The organism is Celeribacter sp. SCSIO 80838, assembly GCF_056498065.1.
The window spans coordinates 1,636,970-1,654,456 of sequence record NZ_JAZKMA010000001.1 but is presented as its reverse complement, the minus strand read 5'-3'; the positions used below and the strand labels follow the sequence as shown (position 1 = coordinate 1,654,456).

General features: G+C 61.5%; 15 protein-coding genes. 9 read left to right on the top strand and 6 right to left on the bottom strand.

Features of this window, described 5'->3' with window-relative positions:
• Positions 1 to 40: 40 nt before the first annotated feature.
• Positions 41 to 1,282, bottom strand: a complete 1,242-nt coding sequence (locus V1475_RS08205; protein ID WP_434288683.1) for an MFS transporter — start codon at positions 1,280 to 1,282, stop codon at positions 41 to 43.
• Between the two features lie 130 nt (positions 1,283 to 1,412).
• Here V1475_RS08205 and V1475_RS08200 point away from each other — a divergent pair, with 130 nt between their 5' ends.
• On the top strand, positions 1,413 to 2,474 hold the full coding sequence (locus V1475_RS08200) for a YeeE/YedE family protein (protein WP_479412354.1): 1,062 nt from the start codon (positions 1,413 to 1,415) through the stop codon (positions 2,472 to 2,474).
• 72 nt (positions 2,475 to 2,546) lie between these two features.
• On the opposite strand, the gene V1475_RS08195 is transcribed toward V1475_RS08200, so the two are convergent.
• Positions 2,547 to 4,739, bottom strand: a complete 2,193-nt coding sequence (locus V1475_RS08195; RefSeq protein WP_479412353.1) for a primosomal protein N' — start codon at positions 4,737 to 4,739, stop codon at positions 2,547 to 2,549.
• Positions 4,740 to 4,871: 132 nt separating this feature from the next.
• Between V1475_RS08195 and fsa the strand changes: the two genes are divergently transcribed.
• The 4 genes from fsa to V1475_RS08175 all read left to right on the top strand — a co-directional run bounded on the left by fsa (position 4,872) and on the right by V1475_RS08175 (position 7,635).
• A complete protein-coding gene (gene fsa / locus V1475_RS08190; protein WP_479412352.1) occupies positions 4,872 to 5,525 on the top strand; it encodes a fructose-6-phosphate aldolase in 654 nt (217 codons plus the stop codon).
• 192 nt (positions 5,526 to 5,717) lie between these two features.
• A complete protein-coding gene (locus V1475_RS08185) occupies positions 5,718 to 6,434 on the top strand; it encodes a DUF484 family protein (RefSeq protein ID WP_479412351.1) in 717 nt (238 codons plus the stop codon).
• Complete coding sequence (locus V1475_RS08180) at positions 6,431 to 7,363, top strand: tyrosine recombinase XerC (protein WP_479412350.1); 933 nt, start codon at positions 6,431 to 6,433, stop codon at positions 7,361 to 7,363. Before V1475_RS08185 ends, V1475_RS08180 begins: the two co-directional genes overlap by 4 nt.
• 77 nt (positions 7,364 to 7,440) lie before the next feature.
• Positions 7,441 to 7,635 carry a hypothetical protein gene (locus V1475_RS08175; protein WP_434288691.1) on the top strand — a complete coding sequence of 65 codons (195 nt, stop codon included), beginning with the start codon at positions 7,441 to 7,443 and terminating at the stop codon, positions 7,633 to 7,635.
• A 103-nt stretch (positions 7,636 to 7,738) separates the two neighbouring features.
• On the opposite strand, the gene ileS is transcribed toward V1475_RS08175, so the two are convergent.
• Complete coding sequence (gene ileS, locus V1475_RS08170; protein WP_479412349.1) at positions 7,739 to 10,738, bottom strand: isoleucine--tRNA ligase; 3,000 nt, start codon at positions 10,736 to 10,738, stop codon at positions 7,739 to 7,741.
• A 321-nt stretch (positions 10,739 to 11,059) separates the two neighbouring features.
• Positions 11,060 to 11,239, bottom strand: a complete 180-nt coding sequence (locus tag V1475_RS08165) for a hypothetical protein (protein WP_479412348.1) — start codon at positions 11,237 to 11,239, stop codon at positions 11,060 to 11,062.
• A 284-nt stretch (positions 11,240 to 11,523) separates the two neighbouring features.
• Here V1475_RS08165 and V1475_RS08160 point away from each other — a divergent pair, with 284 nt between their 5' ends.
• Entirely contained in the window at positions 11,524 to 11,943 is a 420-nt protein-coding gene (locus V1475_RS08160; protein ID WP_479412347.1) for a group III truncated hemoglobin, read from the top strand.
• Positions 11,944 to 11,945: 2 nt separating this feature from the next.
• On the opposite strand, the gene V1475_RS08155 is transcribed toward V1475_RS08160, so the two are convergent.
• Together V1475_RS08155 and V1475_RS08150 are read right to left on the bottom strand one after the other, a co-directional pair.
• Positions 11,946 to 12,962, bottom strand: a complete 1,017-nt coding sequence (locus V1475_RS08155) for a YcjF family protein (protein WP_479412346.1) — start codon at positions 12,960 to 12,962, stop codon at positions 11,946 to 11,948.
• Complete coding sequence (locus V1475_RS08150; protein WP_479412345.1) at positions 12,959 to 14,362, bottom strand: YcjX family GTP-binding protein; 1,404 nt, start codon at positions 14,360 to 14,362, stop codon at positions 12,959 to 12,961. Before V1475_RS08150 ends, V1475_RS08155 begins: the two co-directional genes overlap by 4 nt.
• Before the next feature lie 108 nt (positions 14,363 to 14,470).
• On the opposite strand from V1475_RS08150, the gene truA reads away from it, so the two are divergent.
• From truA to V1475_RS08135, 3 genes are all read left to right on the top strand, one after another.
• The gene (gene truA / locus V1475_RS08145; protein WP_479412344.1) at positions 14,471 to 15,241 is read left to right on the top strand and encodes a tRNA pseudouridine(38-40) synthase TruA; all 771 of its coding nucleotides are present in this window, start codon (positions 14,471 to 14,473) and stop codon (positions 15,239 to 15,241) included.
• A gap of 112 nt (positions 15,242 to 15,353) precedes the next feature.
• Positions 15,354 to 15,503 carry a hypothetical protein gene (locus tag V1475_RS08140; protein ID WP_479412343.1) on the top strand — a complete coding sequence of 50 codons (150 nt, stop codon included), beginning with the start codon at positions 15,354 to 15,356 and terminating at the stop codon, positions 15,501 to 15,503.
• A gap of 196 nt (positions 15,504 to 15,699) precedes the next feature.
• Complete coding sequence (locus V1475_RS08135) at positions 15,700 to 17,448, top strand: sugar phosphorylase (protein ID WP_479412342.1); 1,749 nt, start codon at positions 15,700 to 15,702, stop codon at positions 17,446 to 17,448.
• Positions 17,449 to 17,487 lie beyond the last annotated feature (39 nt).

Sequence of the window (17,487 nt, the reverse complement as noted above, 5' to 3'; positions counted from 1 at the left end):
TATAGTCTGCAATTGGGTTTGCGCCAATCGCAGATGCCACTCACTCGGCCGGGGCCGCGCTGCGAACGCGCGGGAAGAGCCGCCATTCGTTGCCTTTCTCCGGGTGACGCGGGATCAGGGCGGAGAGGCCGACAGACCCCATCGCCAGCGCCGCCGCAAGGCCAAACACCGCCCCCGGAGACACCACCCAGAGATAGCCCAGAAGCGCAGGAAGGAAGACCGCCGCGATGTGGTTGATCGTGAAAGCCACAGCCGCCGTCGGCGCGATGTCCTCGGGGTCGGAGATTTTCTGGAAATAGGTTTTGAGCGCGAAAGCCAGACCGAACAGCATGTGGTCGATGACGTAAAGCGCTGCCGCCACGAGCACGCCCCACCCGAGCCAGTAGATCCCGCCATAGGCCAGGAACACCAGCGTCAGCCCGATATATTCGAGCATAAGGACAAAACGTTCCCCCTTGATGAAGACGATTTTCCCCATCATCGGCGCGATGATCATATTGGCGAGATAGTTGATCAGGAACAGGCCGGTGATCTCTTCGACGCCAAGCCCGAATTTCTCGACCATCATGAAGGCCGCGAAGACCACGAAAATCTGCCGCCGCGCGCCTGCCATGAACTGAAGCGCATAATAGAGCCCATAGCGGCGTTTCAGAATGAGCTTCTTGGCCTGCGGATTAGGCGCTTCGAACTGCGGATAAGCATAAAGCGCGAAGAGCGCCACGAGCGCGGTAAACCCGCCCGAGACCAGATAGACCAGATTGTAAGACAGATCGAAGGTCTTCCACGTCAGAACCAAAAGCCCATAGGCCACCAGAGAGGCCGCCGAACCCGCCGCCAACAGACGCCCGAGCACAATCGGCGCCCGCTCTTTCGGCAACCATTGAAGCTGAAGCGATTGGTTCACCGTCTCGAAATAGTGAAAGCCGATGGAGGACAGCATGGTGATGGTCAAAATGCCGCCCAGAGACGGGAACCATGCGGTCACCGCCGTCGCCACCCCCAGGAGCAAAAGAGACACCACGCCCAGCACCTGTTCGCGCACGATCATGATCAGCGCGATCACCCCGATGGCCAGAAAGCCCGGAATTTCCCGCACGGTATGAAGCCAGCCGATCTGAACGCCTGTGAACCCCGCCACCTCGATGACGAAATTGTTCAAAAGCGCGTTCCATGTGGCAAAGGCCACGGGCATGGCGAAGGCCATCAGGAACAACAGGGACTCCGGCCGTCGCCAGCGCGGCAGGTGGGAGACGTCATGAAGGGAAACAGGTGCTTTGCTCATGATCCGCCTTTAGAGAGGAAATCCCCCTCTGAATAGCTGAAATTCCTGCACACCCCCCTCTGCAGATGGCTTGACGCATGGGGGCGCTCACCGCGATCATGGTCCACACTTCGCGGGAGGAGGACCGCCTATGGATATTCTGAGCCTTGTCGAGAGGATCGGGGAAAGCCCGACCGCGGCACTCTTCGGCCTGATCACCGGGTTGATTTTCGGCGTCTCTGCGCAGCGGTCGCAATTCTGTCTGCGCGCCGCCACGGTCGAATTCGCCCGCGGGCGGCTCGGCCCCAAGGTGGCCGTCTGGTTCCTGACGCTGTCGACCGCCATCGTCTGGGTGCAGGGAGCACAGCTTATGGGCCTGTTCCGCGAGGCCGACGCTCGCGTCATGGCGGTGCCCGGGTCTTGGTCCGGCGCCATCATCGGCGGGCTGATGTTCGGCGCGGGCATGGTGATGTCGCGGGGCTGTTCCGGGCGGTTGCTCGTGCTCGCCTCCACCGGCAATCTGCGCTCCGTCGTCTCGGGCCTGATCTTCGCCGTCACCGCCCAGATGAGCCTCCATGGCATCCTCTCGCCTTATCGTGACCGGCTTGCATCCCTGTCGATCACCGGCAGCGAAAACATCAATCTCCTGAACGCGCTTCACCTGCCAAACGGGTCCGGCCTCGCCCTCGGGCTCGCGTTTGCCGCGCTGGCGCTGTTCCTCGCCGTCAAAAACCAGATCGGGCCGAAAACCTGGATTTTCGCCTCAGGCGTAGGCTTTGCAGTCGCGGTCGGCTGGTATCTGACATGGCAATTGGCGCAGGTCGCCTTCGATCCCGTGCCGGTCTCTTCCGTCAGCTTCTCCGGCCCCTCGGCCAACACGCTGATGTTCTTTCTCGACCGCAACGCCGTTCTGGAATTCGACGTCGGCCTCGTTCCGGGCGTGGTGATCGGGGCCTTTGCCGCCTCGACGATCGCGGGGGAATTCCGCTGGCAGAGCTTCGACTCGGTCCCCGTCATGCGCCGCTCGATGATCGGCGCGGTGCTCATGGGCTTCGGCGCGATGCTGGCGGGCGGCTGCGCCATCGGCAATGGCGTCACCGGCAGCTCGGTCTTCGCCGCCACCGCTTGGCTCGCCCTGTTCTGCATGTGGATCGGCGCGATTGCCACAACACTTCTGATCGACAAACAGGCCGACCCGGCACTCGCCTGTTAACCCTTCTTTTGTCCAGAAAATATCCCGGGGTGAATTGCGCCAATGGCGCAAGAGGGGCAGCGCCCCTCCCCCTCACCAAAACGATTGCGGATCAATGTCGATCTGCAAACGCACATTGGCGGGCAATTTCACCTGTCCGACCCATTCCGCAATCGCGACCTGAATCGGTGCGGTTTTCTCCGCCTTGACCAGAAGACGGATACGATGCCGACCCCGCACCCGCGCAATCGGCGCAGGCGCGGGACCAAACACTTGTGCGCCAACGCGCTGCAAAGGCCCGGCAATCCGCGCCAGATGATTGGCGACATCGGAGACCACGGCCAAATCCGGCCCCGACAGGATAATCCCCGCCATCCGGCCATAGGGCGGCACGCCTGCCATCTTGCGCTCGGCGGCCTCGGCGCGCCAAAACCCTTCCTCATCGCCGACCAGAATAGCCCGGATCACCGGATGCTCAGGCTGATAGGTCTGGAGCAAAGCCACGCCCTTTTTCTCCGACCGCCCCGCGCGCCCCGCCACCTGTCGCATCAGCTGAAACGTCCGCTCGGCGGCGCGCAGATCGGAGCCTTGCAGTCCCAGATCGGCGTCGATCACGCCCACAAGCGTGAGGTTCGGAAAATTGTGCCCTTTGGCGACCAATTGCGTGCCGATGATGATATCCGTGTCGCCCTCGGCAATCAGCCGGATTTGTTCCTTCAAAGCCCGCGCCGAGGCAAAGAGATCCGAGGACAGCACCGCGCATTTCGCCTCCGGAAACCGCTCCACCACCTCTTCGGCCAGCCGTTCCACCCCCGGTCCGACCGGCGCAAGACGCCCTTCGACGCCACAGGACGGGCAGGCCTCCGGCATCGGTTTTGTTTCGCCGCATTGGTGGCACACGAGGCGTTTGAGGAACCGGTGCTCGACCATCCGCGCATCGCAATGGTCGCATTGAATCTGATAGCCACAGGCCCGACAAATCGTCACCGGCGCATAACCGCGACGGTTGAGAAACAGGAGCGACTGCTCGCCCCTCTCCATCCGCTTGCGCACCGACCCGACCAGCGCGTCTGAGATAAACCGCGTCGCCGGAAGCTTCTCCGCCCGCATGTCGATCGCGTGCATATCGGGCATCACGGCGGGGCCATAGCGGCTTTCAAGATCGAGGCGCTTGTACTTCCCGGCCTCGACATTGGCCCATGTTTCCAGCGAGGGCGTCGCAGAGGCCAAAACCACCGCCGCCGAACACAAGGACGCACGCAAAACCGCCATATCGCGCGCGTTGTAATGCACCCCGTCCTCTTGTTTGTAGGAGCCGTCATGCTCCTCATCGACCACGATCAGCCCGAGGTTCTGAAACGGCAGGTAAAGCGCCGAGCGCGCCCCGATCACCACCTGCGCACCGCCTTGACCGACCATTTTCCAAACCCGGCGGCGTTCGGTCATGGTCACGCCCGAATGCCATTCGGCAGGGCGCGCGCCGAAACGGTCCTCGAACCGGGTCAGAAAGGCCGAGGTCAGCGCGATCTCCGGCAAAAGCACCAAGGCCTGCCGTCCATGGCGCAGGCATTCGGCGACAGCTTCGAGATAGACCTCGGTCTTGCCGGAGCCGGTGACGCCTTTGAGAAGCGTCGTGGAATAGCGCTCGGAACCGACCGACTCACGCAGGGCGGTGGCCGCCGCCTCCTGCGCCTCGGTCAGGTCCTTGCCGGGGGCTTCCGCATCGAGACGGCGATAGGGCAAATCGCGCGGCGTGTCCTCTTCGAGGATCGCGCCCGAGGGCAAAAGCCCCTTGATCACCGACGCCGTCACATCCGCCGCATCCGCCAGTTCCTTGAGCGTAAAGGCCAGCCCGCCATATTCATCCAGCGTCTCCAGAACCTTGCGCCGGGCGTCGGTCTCGCGCGGCGGGCGGCCCTCGCCCCGCCGGTACACCTTGCGCATCGACGGCGGGTTCATCAGCCCCGGCGCACGGGTCGCGAGCCGCAGCATGGCGGGCATGGGCGTGAGCGTATAAGCCGCGACTTTCTCAAGGAAAAGCCGCATTTCTTCGCGCATGGGCGCAACATCGAGAACGGTCGAGACAGAGCGTGCCTTCGCGAGATCGAAGCCCCCGGCACCCGCCCCCCAGACACAGCCCAAAACCTTGCGCGGCCCCAAAGGCACCTCAACATAAGCACCAAGCTCGACCCCGCCCTCGGGCGCTTTGTAATCCAGCGTCCGATCGAGCGGTTCGGTGGTCAGCACGGCGACAAGCGCGCCTTCGGGGAAGAAATCGTCATCCATGGCTCAGAGATAGGAGGTTTGCCCGGGGCAAGCCAGCCTCACTTTTGCAGTCTCCCCCTCCATGGCCCCCTTTCTCTGACGAGCACATTGGACTATGTACGCGCTAACAGTCAGGCGAAAGGAGAAGCGCCCATGAAATTCTTTGTCGATACCGCTGATGTCGATGCGATCCGCGAGCTCAACGATCTGGGCTTCGTCGATGGCGTCACCACCAACCCCTCCCTGATCAAGAAATCCGGCCGTGACATTCTCGAAGTCACCAAGGAAATCTGCGATCTGGTCGATGGTCCGGTGTCCGCCGAAGTCGTCGCACTCGATTACGACAGCATGGTCATCGAAGGTCGCAAACTTGCGACCATCGCCGACAACGTCGTGATCAAACTGCCGCTGACGCTCGACGGGCTCAAGGCCTGCAAAACGCTCTCCGGCGAAGGTCATCAGATCAACGTCACGCTCTGCTTCTCCGTCAATCAGGCGATCCTCGCCGCGAAAGCCGGTGCGACCTTTATCTCTCCCTTCGTCGGTCGTCTCGACGACATCAACCTCGACGGGCTTGAGCTGATCGAAGACATCCGCACGGTATACGACAATTACGGCTTCGAGACCGAAATCCTCGCCGCCTCGATCCGCACCGTGAACCACATCTCCGATTGCGCGAAAATCGGCGCAGACGTGATCACCGCACCGCCCGCCGTGATCAAGGCGATGGCGAACCATGTCCTGACCGACAAAGGTCTGGCGCAGTTCGTGAAAGACGCCGAAGACGCCGGCATCAAAATCGTCTGATCAAGATCGTCTGATCCGATCCGCTCAGGAAAATCAAAGAGTCCCCCGCGCCACAGGTTCGGGGGATTTTTTATGCCTGACGCGAGGACGCCCCCGCCTGCGGCCACAAACAATTGCGCACGCCCCCGGTTTTCGGGCATAGTCGAAACAACGACCGGAAAACCGGCGGATCGAGACAGTAGACGAGGCACCATGAGTACCCAGCTTCCCCGGGCAATCACGCCCTTGGCCGATGAATTGCGCGAAAAGATCATCTCCGACCCGGATATGGTGCTCGAAGATCTGGACGTGATGCGCGCCCTGATCGCCGCCAATGAGCGCGGCACCGGAGCCAATGTGGTCGATCTGCGCGGGCTGGCGATGGAGCGGCTCGAAGAGCGGCTTGGACGGCTCGAAGACACCCATCGGGGCGTGATCGCCGCCGCCTATGAGAATCTCGCTGGCACCAATCAGATCCACCGCGCCGTGTTGCAGCTTTTGCAGCCCACGCAGTTCACCGAATTCCTCAATGCGCTCTCGGGCGACGTGGCCCAGACGCTGCGGCTCGACAGCGTCAAACTGCTTCTGGAAACCAAGGTCACCGAAGAAGAACCCGCCATCCGCAAGCTCGGCAAGGTGCTCTTGACCGCCGAGCCCGGTTTCATCGAAACTTATATCACCTATGGCCGCAACGTCCCCGTGCGCCCTGTCACCCTGCGGCAGGTCTCGCCCGAGGCCGATCTGATCCACGGTGACGGCTTCATCCATTCCGAAGCCCTCATGACCCTCGATCTCGGCCCCGGTCGCCTGCCCGGCCTCTTGATCTTCGGCGCCGAGGACCCGCATATGTTCCGCCCGACGCAAGGCACCGATCTCCTGACCTTCTTCGCCGGTGTCTTCGAGCGGATGATGCGCCGTTACCTCGGATGAGCCTCGCGATTTCAGACGGGTTGCGGGATCGGCTTTCGAGCTGGCTCGATCACGAACGCGCGCTGAAATCCGCCTCGGAGCACACGATCACCGCTTACGCGCGCGATGTGTCCGGCTGGCTGTCGTTTCTGGCCGGGCATGAGGGCGGCACCTTCGGCGTGGCCCAGATCGCGCGTCTCAAGATCACCGATATGCGGGCCTGGATGGCGCATGAGCGGGGCCGTGGCGTGGCGCCGCGGTCGCTGGCCCGCTCTCTCTCGGCGGTCAAAACCTTTACCCGCTGGCTGGCCGAACGCGACGGTTTCGATCCGACCGCGATCCTCTCCACCCACTCCCCGAAGTTTCAGAAAAAACTGCCCCGCCCGCTCTCTCCGGATGCCGCCCGCGACATGCTTGCGACGGTCGAGATGCAGCATGACGAGCCATGGATGTCGGCGCGCGACGTCGCCGTGGTGACGCTGCTCTATGGCTGCGGGTTGCGGATTTCAGAGGCCCTGTCGCTGACCGGGAATGCCCTGCCTTTGGGCGAGGTCATTCGCATCGTCGGCAAGGGCGACAAGGAACGGATCGTGCCCGTCCTCCCCGCCGCGCGCCGTGCGGTGGCCGACTATGTCCGGCTTTGCCCCTATGAGATGACGCCCGACGCCCCGCTGTTTCGCGGCAAACGCGGCGGCGCACTCAATCCCCGGCTGATCGCCAAGGTGACGGAAGCCGCGCGCATGCAGCTCGGCCTGCCCTCCTCCGTGACGCCCCACGCCATGCGCCACTCCTTTGCCACGCATCTTTTGAATGCGGGCGGCGATCTGCGGGCCATTCAGGAACTTTTGGGCCACGCCTCGCTCTCGACAACGCAGGCCTATACGGCGGTCGATGGCGCGCGTCTGCTCGAAGTCTACGACGCCGCCCATCCGCGTGCGAAAAAGGCGTAACGCAATACTCCTCCTCACCTTTTGTTCACTTCTCTCTGCCTATGCTGAGCGAAGATCAGGGGAAAACGGGGAATGACATGTCAGACACTGGCACGGGACCGGAGGGTGAGCGACCGAAATTGCAAGAGGTCGCAACCGTCACACGCATCACTCAGGAAGATTTCCTTGCGCAACTCGCGCAGATCGTCGCGCTTTACGATCAGGACGGCGACGGCATTCTGACCGATGAGGAATGGAAATGGCTGGAGGACGCGTTCCGCGACGCAGGCTGAAAAGACAGGCACCGCCCTCGAAGGGCGAGAGATGAAAAAACGGGGCCGAAAGCCCCGTTTCCGTGTGTTCAATACTGGCAGCGCGCCTTAAAGGCGTGACGCTTTAGCCAAGCGCTTCGTCGCAGCGCCCGCAGACGCCTGCGTGGCTATGCGTGCCCACATCCGGCAGGATTTTCCAGCAGCGCTCACATTTGTGCCCCTCGGCCTTCTCGAAGACGACACCAATGCCTTCGACCTCGCCTTCCAGACGGAAGGCCTCGTTCGGGGCCGGATCGCCGGTGAGCGTGATCGACGAGGTGATGCAGAGATCGTCGAAATCGACGGATTTCAACGCCGCCAAAAGCGATGCGTCCTCAACATGTACGGTTGGCGCGGCTTCCAGAGAGGCCCCGATCACCTTGTCGCGGCGCTGCACTTCGAGGGCTGCGGTCACGACACGACGCGCTTTGCGGATGCCCGCCCATTTCGTCGCCAGATCGCCATCAAGCCAGCCCGGCGTGGCTTCGGGGAAGTCCACCAGATGCACGGAGCTCTCGTCGCCCGGGAAGCGTTCGAGCCAAACCTCTTCCATGGTGAACACGAGGATCGGGGAGAGCCATGTGGTCAGACGATGGAACAGGATGTCGAGAACGGTGAGGGCTGCACGGCGACGGGTCGTGTCGCCGTCGCAATAAAGCACGTCCTTGCGGATGTCGAAGTAGAAGGACGACAGATCGACGGTGGCAAAATTGAACACCGCCTGCCAGACGCCCGAGAAGTCAAAGGTCTCGTAGCCCTCGCGCACCGTGGTGTCGAGTTCGGCCAGACGATGCAGCACCCAGCGCTCCAGCTCCGGCATATCGCGACAATGCATCCGGTCGGCCTCGTTGAAATCGCCGAGCGACCCGAGGATGAACCGCATCGTATTGCGCAGGCGACGGTAGCTGTCGGCGGTGCCTTTGAGGATTTCCGGCCCGATCCGCTGATCGGCGGTGTAATCCGTCTGCGCCACCCAGAGCCGCAGGATGTCGGCACCGTATTGCTTAACGATCTGCTCCGGCACGATGGTGTTGCCCAGCGATTTGGACATTTTCATGCCCTTCTCATCGAGCGTAAACCCATGTGTTACAACGTTTTTATAGGGCGCACGACCTTTGGTGCCACAGGCCTGCAACAGGGACGAATGGAACCAGCCGCGGTGTTGGTCGGTGCCTTCGAGGTAGACGTCGGCGATGCCATCGGGCGTGCCGTCTTCGCGGTCACGCAGCACGAAAGCGTGGGTGGAGCCGGAATCGAACCACACGTCGAGAACGTCGAAGACCTGATCGTATTCCGCCGGATCGGCGATGCCGTCCAAGACCTTCTCTTTGAAGCCCTCTTCGTACCAAACATCCGCGCCGTTTTCCTCAAACGCGGCGGAGATGCGTTTGTTCAGCTCGTCATTGCGCAGAAGGAACCCTTCGTCGGTCGGCAGCAGACCTTTCTTGGTGAAGCACGTGAGCGGCACGCCCCAAGCCCGTTGACGCGAGAGCACCCAGTCCGGGCGGTTCTCGATCATCGAATACAGCCGGTTGCGCCCGGTTTGCGGCGTCCATTTGACGAGCTTGTCGATGGAGGTCAGCGCGCGCTCCCGGATCGTGTCGCCATAGGTGCCCATGCCGTCATCGAGTGTACGGTCGACCGCGACAAACCATTGCGGCGTGTTGCGGAAGATCACCGGCGCTTTCGAGCGCCACGAATGCGGGTAAGAGTGCGTCACACGCCCGCGCGCGATGATGCCGCCCACTTCGACGAGCTTGTCGATCACCGCGGCGTTCGCCTTGCCCTCTTTGCCCTTCTGATCGAACACCTGAAGCCCGGCGAAGAACGGCACATGCGGCAGGAATTCGGATTCTTCACCCACGTTATGGGTCATCCGGTCGAGCCAGTTGCGCTTGACAAAGCATTCGTAGTCGTCGGCACCATGGCTGGGTGCGGTATGCACGAACCCGGTCCCGGCATCGTCGGTGACGTGATCCCCGTCGATCATCGGGACCTCGTAATCCCAATAGCCATTGGCGCCTTCGACACCGGCGAAGGGGTGCGCAAGGGTCAGGCTGGAGAGTTCTTCGGCGGTCACATCCCGCACACGGGCAAACTCGGTCACACGGGATTTGCCCAGAGCATCCTCGGCCAGCGCATCGGCAAAGACATAGAGATCGCCCGGCTTGGTCCAGCTTTCCTCTTCAGTCGCCTCGACCTTGTAAAGACCGTAAGAGATCATCGGATTATATGCGACAGCCTTGTTCGACGGGATCGTCCAAGGAGTCGTAGTCCAAATCACGATGCGGGCCGATTTGAGCTCCGCCTCCCGCTCATCCTGTTCAGCTTGGTGCGCAAGGCGATCCTCAACTGATCGTGTGAGATCGCGCGTCTCTGTGTATTCCGGCGAATAAGCTTCAACGATTTTAAACGGCACCCAGATCGTGTGCGACTTGTGATCGTGATACTCGATCTCCGCCTCGGCCAGCGCGGTTTTCTCGACCGGCGACCACATCACGGGTTTCGACCCCTGATACAGCGTGCCGTTCATCAGGAACTTCATGAATTCCTCGGCGATCACCGCCTCGGCATGGAAATTCATCGTGAGATAAGGATCGTCCCACTTGCCGTAGACACCCAGACGTTTGAATTCCTCGCGCTGGATGTTCACCCATTCATCGGCAAAGGCGCGGCATTCCTGACGGAAGTCCACCACAGGAACCTCGTCCTTGTTCTTGCCCTTCTTGCGGTATTGCTCCTCGATCTTCCATTCGATCGGCAGACCGTGACAATCCCAGCCCGGCACATAGCGCGCGTCAAAGCCCATCATCTGATGCGAGCGCGTGATGATGTCCTTGATCGTCTTGTTCAGCGCATGCCCGATGTGCAGATGCCCGTTCGCATAGGGAGGGCCATCGTGAAGCACAAAAGACGGACGCCCGTCCGCTTTGCCCTTGGCGCGCAGTTTTTCGTAAACGTCGATCTTTTCCCAACGCTCAAGCCAGCCCGGCTCGCGGTTCGGCAGGCCCGCGCGCATCGGGAAATCGGTTTTCGGCAGGTTGAGCGTGTCTTTATACTCGGGTGTGGTCGTCTCGGAACACATTTTGAATTGTCCTTGGGAGGTGTGGGATGGTTCGAAATCGGCGCGGGTCTCCATACGCCTTGTCCCGGCGGCTCGCAGTCACCCACAAGTGGGTTAGAGCGCCGGGCTGATAATTCGAATAATGATCGCCACGAAAGTCATGCGGCACCTTATAGGACGGCGCTTGCGGGCGGTAAACCCGTCTTGACGGGGTCAAAATACGAAAAAGGGACGCCACATCTCCGGGCATCCCTTTTCATTTTGCTTTCTGGCGAGAAGGCGGCGGGGCGGGCGCTTAGCTGGCTGCGTCGCTGTCTGGCTGGATCGCGAAACTGATAAATCTCAGGCGGCGTCTTGTTCGAACTGACCGCACCAGTCGTCGGATTTCACAACCGGCCACATGCCCTTGTGTTCCGCTTCGGTCAGGAAGGTCGGCGGGTTGAACCGGCATTCGCCCTTGGCGTCGGTTTCGGCGGCTTTGATTTCAAAAAAGGCACAGGTTTTGCAGGCGGTCTCGGACATGACACTCTTCCCCTATTCGGGCTCATAAAAACTTTGGCGGTCTGGCTGAAGTGGCTGGGAGAATGGCTGCCTGCGATGGGTGGCTTTTCGTCCTTGCTGAGACTGATATAGGAGCAATCGCTTCGGATTTCAAGAAAAATATTCAACGAAATCAAATAGTTGATATATTTACTCAACAACAAAAACACTCAGGATTGGAAAGCGAAACCGTCAGGAATGCGCGACATTCCGGCGCTGGCCGAAAAAACTTATTCAGAATATAGCTTTACTCAAAGGAGCCCCAGATGTCCGACACCCGTTCCGCCCTGCCGCCCAAATTCGAGATCAGCCACGCCGACATGGACCGCGTGCTCAAACGGTTTTACGCCGGTGTCCGCAACCACCCGGAGCTTGCCCCCGTGTTCGGCGCGCATGTCGAAGACTGGCCCGCCCATGAGGAGAAAATCGGCCGATTCTGGCGCAATGCGATTCTGCACGAACGCAATTACGACGGCTTCCCGCAGCGCGTGCATCTGATGGCGCCCGAGGTGAAGGAACATCACTTTGCCATGTGGCTCGGGTTGTTCGACGAGACACTGAATGCGGAACTGGATGCGGAGACGGCCGCGAAATGGTCGGAGATCGCCCACCGCATCGGCCGCGCCTTTCGCATGGGCATCGCGCAACGCGACCAACCGAAAGACGCGCCGCCGAAGCTTTTCTAAGTTTATTCTGAGCCTTTATCGAACAACCCCGTCAGCGCCCGCTTCACGGTCCCTGACACGGACGGCCTCTTCGCCTTCATGAACGGCAGCGGACGACAGACCTCAATCGCCGCCACGCCGACGCGGGCCGTCAGCGCACCATTGACCACGCCTTCGCCGAACCGCCGCGAAACCTTGGCCATCACGCCGCCCCCGGCCATGGTGCCGATGAGATCGTCGCCCACGGCCACCGCCCCGGTGGCCACGAGATGGGTTAGAACCGACCGCGTCACGCGCCACGATCCCAAAGTGCCGGAGCGCCCGCCGTAAATCTCGGCAATCCGCCGGATCATTCGGAGGTTTGCCGTCAGAGCAGTGAACACATCCGCCAGAGCCAACGGCACAAGGGCGGTCACGGTCGCCACCTGCCTGGCTGCGGCCTCGACTTCGCGCCGTGCGGCGGCATCGAGCGGGATGAGCAATTCGGCTTCCGCAAGCGTCAGGAGCCCGTCGGCATCGAACACCTCCGCCTCGCGTTCGCGAAACCGGTCTTTCCCCCAGTTCAACTCCGCACGATGCGCATAGACCGACAGGAGCTTGTCGGCGACGCTCTTCGCAGCCTTGAGATCGGCGTTCGCCATGGCCTCCGCCGCCGCTTTTTGCAGCGTGTCGATGCGCTTGAGCCGGGCAAAGGCCGACAACTCCCGAAGCGCTATCGCCGCCAAAACAAGGACAAACGCCCCGGTCAGCCCCAAGGCGACATAGCCCAGCACGGGATGCGCCGCGATCAGCCCCATAATGGCGTCATAGGTCACAATCGAGACGGTAAAGGCAAAGAGCGCCCCAAACAGCCGCCAGAACCAACGCCCCAGCGCCGAGGGTTTGCGCGCCGCCAGAACCGCCACGCGCTGCATTGCCGCAGGGCGCGCAAGCGGTGCGAGGTCGGGCACGGGATCGGCGGTGGAGGGCGTCACTTTCGCCGCCTCGTCGAGTTCGATCAGAATAGGGCCGCGTTTTGCGCCGGGGTTTTGCTCAGTCATAGCTTATCTCCGATCAAAAACTCGGCGGCGCGGTCGAGCCGGATATGCGGCGGCCCTTCGCCGGGGCGCAGCGTCAACCGCGCGGGGCGGAATTTCATGATTTCGTATTGCGCATCGAGCCAACGCTCCGCCCCCTTGCGCGCAGGCGACAGGATATGGGCAGGGTCTTCGGGCAATTCACCAGGATAAAACGCCGCCTGTTTGCCGCCCTCCGTCATGCCCCGCACGACATCGAGGCTCTGGCCCTCATGCTCCATCGTTTCCTCGACGGTGGCGCGAAGCGCGGCCAAAGACATGGCCTGCGTCGAAGCCCCTGCGAAATCGGCACGATCCCGGGCATCGCGGACCAGTGCCTCCATGATCGCGGTCAGGCGGGGATGTTGGTTGTGATGGATGTGATCGGCCTTGGTGGCGGCAAAGAGAATTTTCTCCACCTTGTGCTGCCCCAAGAGCGACATGATCCGCCCCACCCGACCCGGCCGGAACGCCGCGAGAATATCGGCCATGGTGCGGCGCAGGTCTTCGACCGCTTTCGGGCCGGAATGGATCGCGCCAAGCGCATCGACCAGAACCACCTGCCGGTCAATGCGCGAGAAATGATCGCGGAAGAAGGGTTTGACCACCTCGCGCTTATAGGCCTCGAACCGGCGCTCGAATTCGCGGTGCAGAGACCCGCGCGGGGCCGCGCCCGCTGGGAGAGGAGCGAAGGTCAGAACCGGGGAGCCATCCATCTCGCCGGGCAGCAAAAACCGGCCCGGTGTGCAATCGGAATAGCCCGCCGCGCGCGCCTCTTGCAGATAGGCGGTAAAGCTTTGCGCCAGAGATTTGGCGGTCGGCTCATCGTGTTTCTGGCTCGGATCGAGCGCCCCGAGCATGGCGGTAAAGGCCGCCCCTTCTGCCCGATCCCGCACGGCTTTGAGGGCCTCGGCGGACCATTCGGCATAGGATTTCTCCATCAGACCGAGATCCAAAAGCCACTCGCCGGGATAATCGACAATATCGAGATGCACGGTTTTCTGCCCCGTCAGACCACCCAAAAGCCCCGCAGGTCGCACCTTGAACGACAGGCGCAGTTCGGAAACGGCCCGGGTGCTCTCCGGCCAATGCGGCTCGGGCGAGGTGAGCGCGGAAAGGTGGCTTTCATAGTCGAACCGCGGCACGGTGTCGTCCGGCTGCGGTTGCAGATAGGCGGCGGTGATCGCCGTCGCCGGTCCGAATTGCGGCATCCGGCCCCGGTCCAGAAGATTGGCCACGAGCGAGGTGATGAACACCGTCTTGCCGGAGCGCGACAGCCCGGTGACGCCCAGTCGGATCACCGGTTCGAACAGCGCCTCATGGACGCCGCCCTGCACCGTCTCGACGCCGCGCAAAATCCGGTCTGCAATGTCGTTCAGGATCAAATCCGTGACCTCTTTCCCGATGTTACCCCGCTCAACATAGGCATTCAGGCCTGCGGTTGTAAGGGAGAAACACTGGACGCGCCCGCCCCGCCGCGCTATGGCCCGCATATGCCCAGATACGCCCTTTTGATCGAATATAACGGCGCCCCTTTCGCCGGCTGGCAGCGCCAGAAAGAGCATCCGTCCGTTCAACAAGCGGTAGAGGAAGCTTTGCGCAAACTCGAACCCGACTGCCCGGGCATCGGGGCCGCAGGGCGTACCGATGCGGGGGTGCATGCGACCGGTCAGGTGGCGCATTGCGACATGGCGAAGGACTGGGACCCGTTTCGCCTCAGTGAGGCGTTGAACCATCACCTCAAGCCCCATCCCGTGGCGATCCTTAAGGCGGCGCGCGTAGATGACCACTGGCACGCGCGGTTCTCCGCGATGGAGCGGCGCTATATGTTCCGGCTGATTTCGCGGCGCGCGCCTTTGGTGCATGACGCGGGGCTGGCGTGGCGGGTCAATCACGATCTCGACCGCGACGCGATACAGGCGGGGGCCGAGCGACTGATCGGGCTGCATGATTTCACCACCTTCCGCTCGACCATGTGTCAGGCGGACAGCCCCGTCAAAACACTGGACGAGGCCCGTGTCGAGGTCATGGACATCCCCTACGGGCAAGAGTTCCGGTTCTATTTCCGGGCAAGGTCCTTCCTGCACAATCAGGTGCGCAGCTTTGTCGGTACGCTCGAACGCGTCGGCGCCGGAGCATGGTCGCCGGAGGATGTGACGGAGGCACTTGAGGCGAAAGACCGCGCGGCCTGCGGGCCGGTCTGTCCGCCGGAAGGACTATATCTGGTGGGCGTCGGCTACCCCGACGATCCTTTCGAAAGCTGACATAAGTCACTTTCGTATTTTGGCAAAGAAACCCAAACCCGCCCCAGGCCTGCCGCATTTTCGCCCAATTTCCCTGTCAGCACTCAACTCGCGTCTCTTCAGGAGTGTTGCCATGGACCTGTCCACCATCACCTTCGACCAGTTCGCTCTGGCCATCATGACCACCATCGCGATCCGCGAGGTCATGATCGTGACGCTCCCCGACCGTATCGCAGGCCCCGGTGGCTGGCTGATCGACACCAGCCTTGGCGATCACGTCTGAGCCGAGTCTCCCGACCGACATCCCTCCATTTTGCCCGAAACCGTTTCGATTGCCTGATTTATGAGCGGTTTTGAAACGACGCCCCCTCTTCCGACAGATTTTGCACAGGAAAGCCCGGATTTCCCCCGGCGCTCCATTGAACCTGTGCAGGCGGTTTGATCTACCGAAATGAAAGAGCAACAGAAGGGGACGCCCGATGGCAAAACCGTCTTCACAATTCAGCACGCGCCTGCGCGCGCTGATCGGCCAGATTTATCCGGAACGGAACAGCAAGCATCTTGCCGACGAAATCGTCGCGGCCTTCTGGCCCGAGGGCACCACGCCGCGCGCACGGGCGCGTGCGCCGGGCAACAGCCTGTGGAACGAAACCGACACGCTGGTCATCACCTATGGCAACTCGCTGATCGACGGTCAGCACAAGCCGCTCGATCTGCTCTACGATTTCCTCAACCGCTATCTCAAGGGCACGGTGCATGGCGTGCATATCCTGCCCTTCTTCCCCTTCACCTCCGACGACGGGTTTGCGGTCACCGATTATCGTCAGGTCAACAGCCAACTGGGCGACTGGGCCGACATTCAACGCATCGGTGGCGAGTTCCGCCTGATGTCCGATCTGGTCCTGAACCACGTTTCTTCGATGTCGACCTGGTTCACCGAATATCGGCAGGGCCACGAGCCCTATGACAAATTCTTCACAGAGGCCTCACCCGAAGACGACCTGTCCATGGTCACGCGCCCCCGCACCTCGCCCCTGCTGCGCGAGGTGTCGACGATCAACGGTCCGAAACATGTCTGGTGCACCTTCTCGCACGACCAGATCGATGTGGATTTCAAGAACCCCGAGGTCCTGCTCGAATTCCTGCGGATCATGCGGCTGCATGTCGACAATGGCGTGCGGATCGTGCGGCTCGATGCTGTGGCCTTCATTTGGAAAGAGCTTGGCACCTCCTGCATCCACCTGCCCCAAACCCATGCCATCGTCCGGCTCATGCGCCTTCTCTGCGATTATGCCGAGGAACGCGTGGTTCTCTTGACCGAGACCAATGTGCCCAATGCCGAAAACCTGAGCTATTTCGGCAACCGCAACGAAGCGCATATGATCTACAACTTCTCGCTGCCGCCCTTGCTGCTGCATGCGCTCCTGTCGGGAAGCTCGCTCTATCTCAACCAATGGCTGATGCGGATGCCACCCGCCCAGCTTGGCTGTGCCTATCTCAACTTCTCCGCCTCCCATGACGGGATCGGTGTGCGCGGTGCCGAGGGGCTTTTGGCCCCCGAGGAGCTTGGTCAGGTGATCCAGCGCGTGCGCGACTCGGGCGGGCTTGTGTCGATGCGCTCGCTGCCCGACGGCTCAGAGAAACCCTATGAGCTCAACATCACCTATTTCGACGCGCTCAAAGGCACGATCGAGAAAGGCGAGGACGGCAAGCAGGTGGAGCGTTTCCTCTGTTCGCAGACCATCGTCATGGCGCTCGAAGGCGTTCCAGCTTTCTACATCCATTCGCTGATCGGCACCCACAACGATCATGCGGGCGTCGAGAAAACCGGCGTCAAACGTGCGATCAACCGCCATCGCTGGGACTACCCGGAGCTGCGCGCTCTGCTCGACGATCCAGACAGTCAGAACGCGCAGGTTCTCAATGAAATGAAACGCCGGATCGGCATCCGGATTGCGCAAAAGGCGTTCCACCCGAATGCCACGCAATTCACCATGCATCTGGGCGAAAACCTGTTCGGCATCTGGCGTCAGTCGCCAAACCGCGAGCAATCCATCTTTGCGCTGCATAATGTCACCGACCGGGTGGTCGAGCTGCCGCATATCTCGATCAACCTGATCGACGGCGAGGCATGGTATGACCTGTTGACCGGCGAAAAGATCGACCTCACCAAGCCGAACATCACCTTCGCGCCTTATCAGTGCCGCTGGATTTCCAACCGTCTCTGACGCGGCTTGCGCAAGGGAACCTTCTGCAAAGCGATTGAC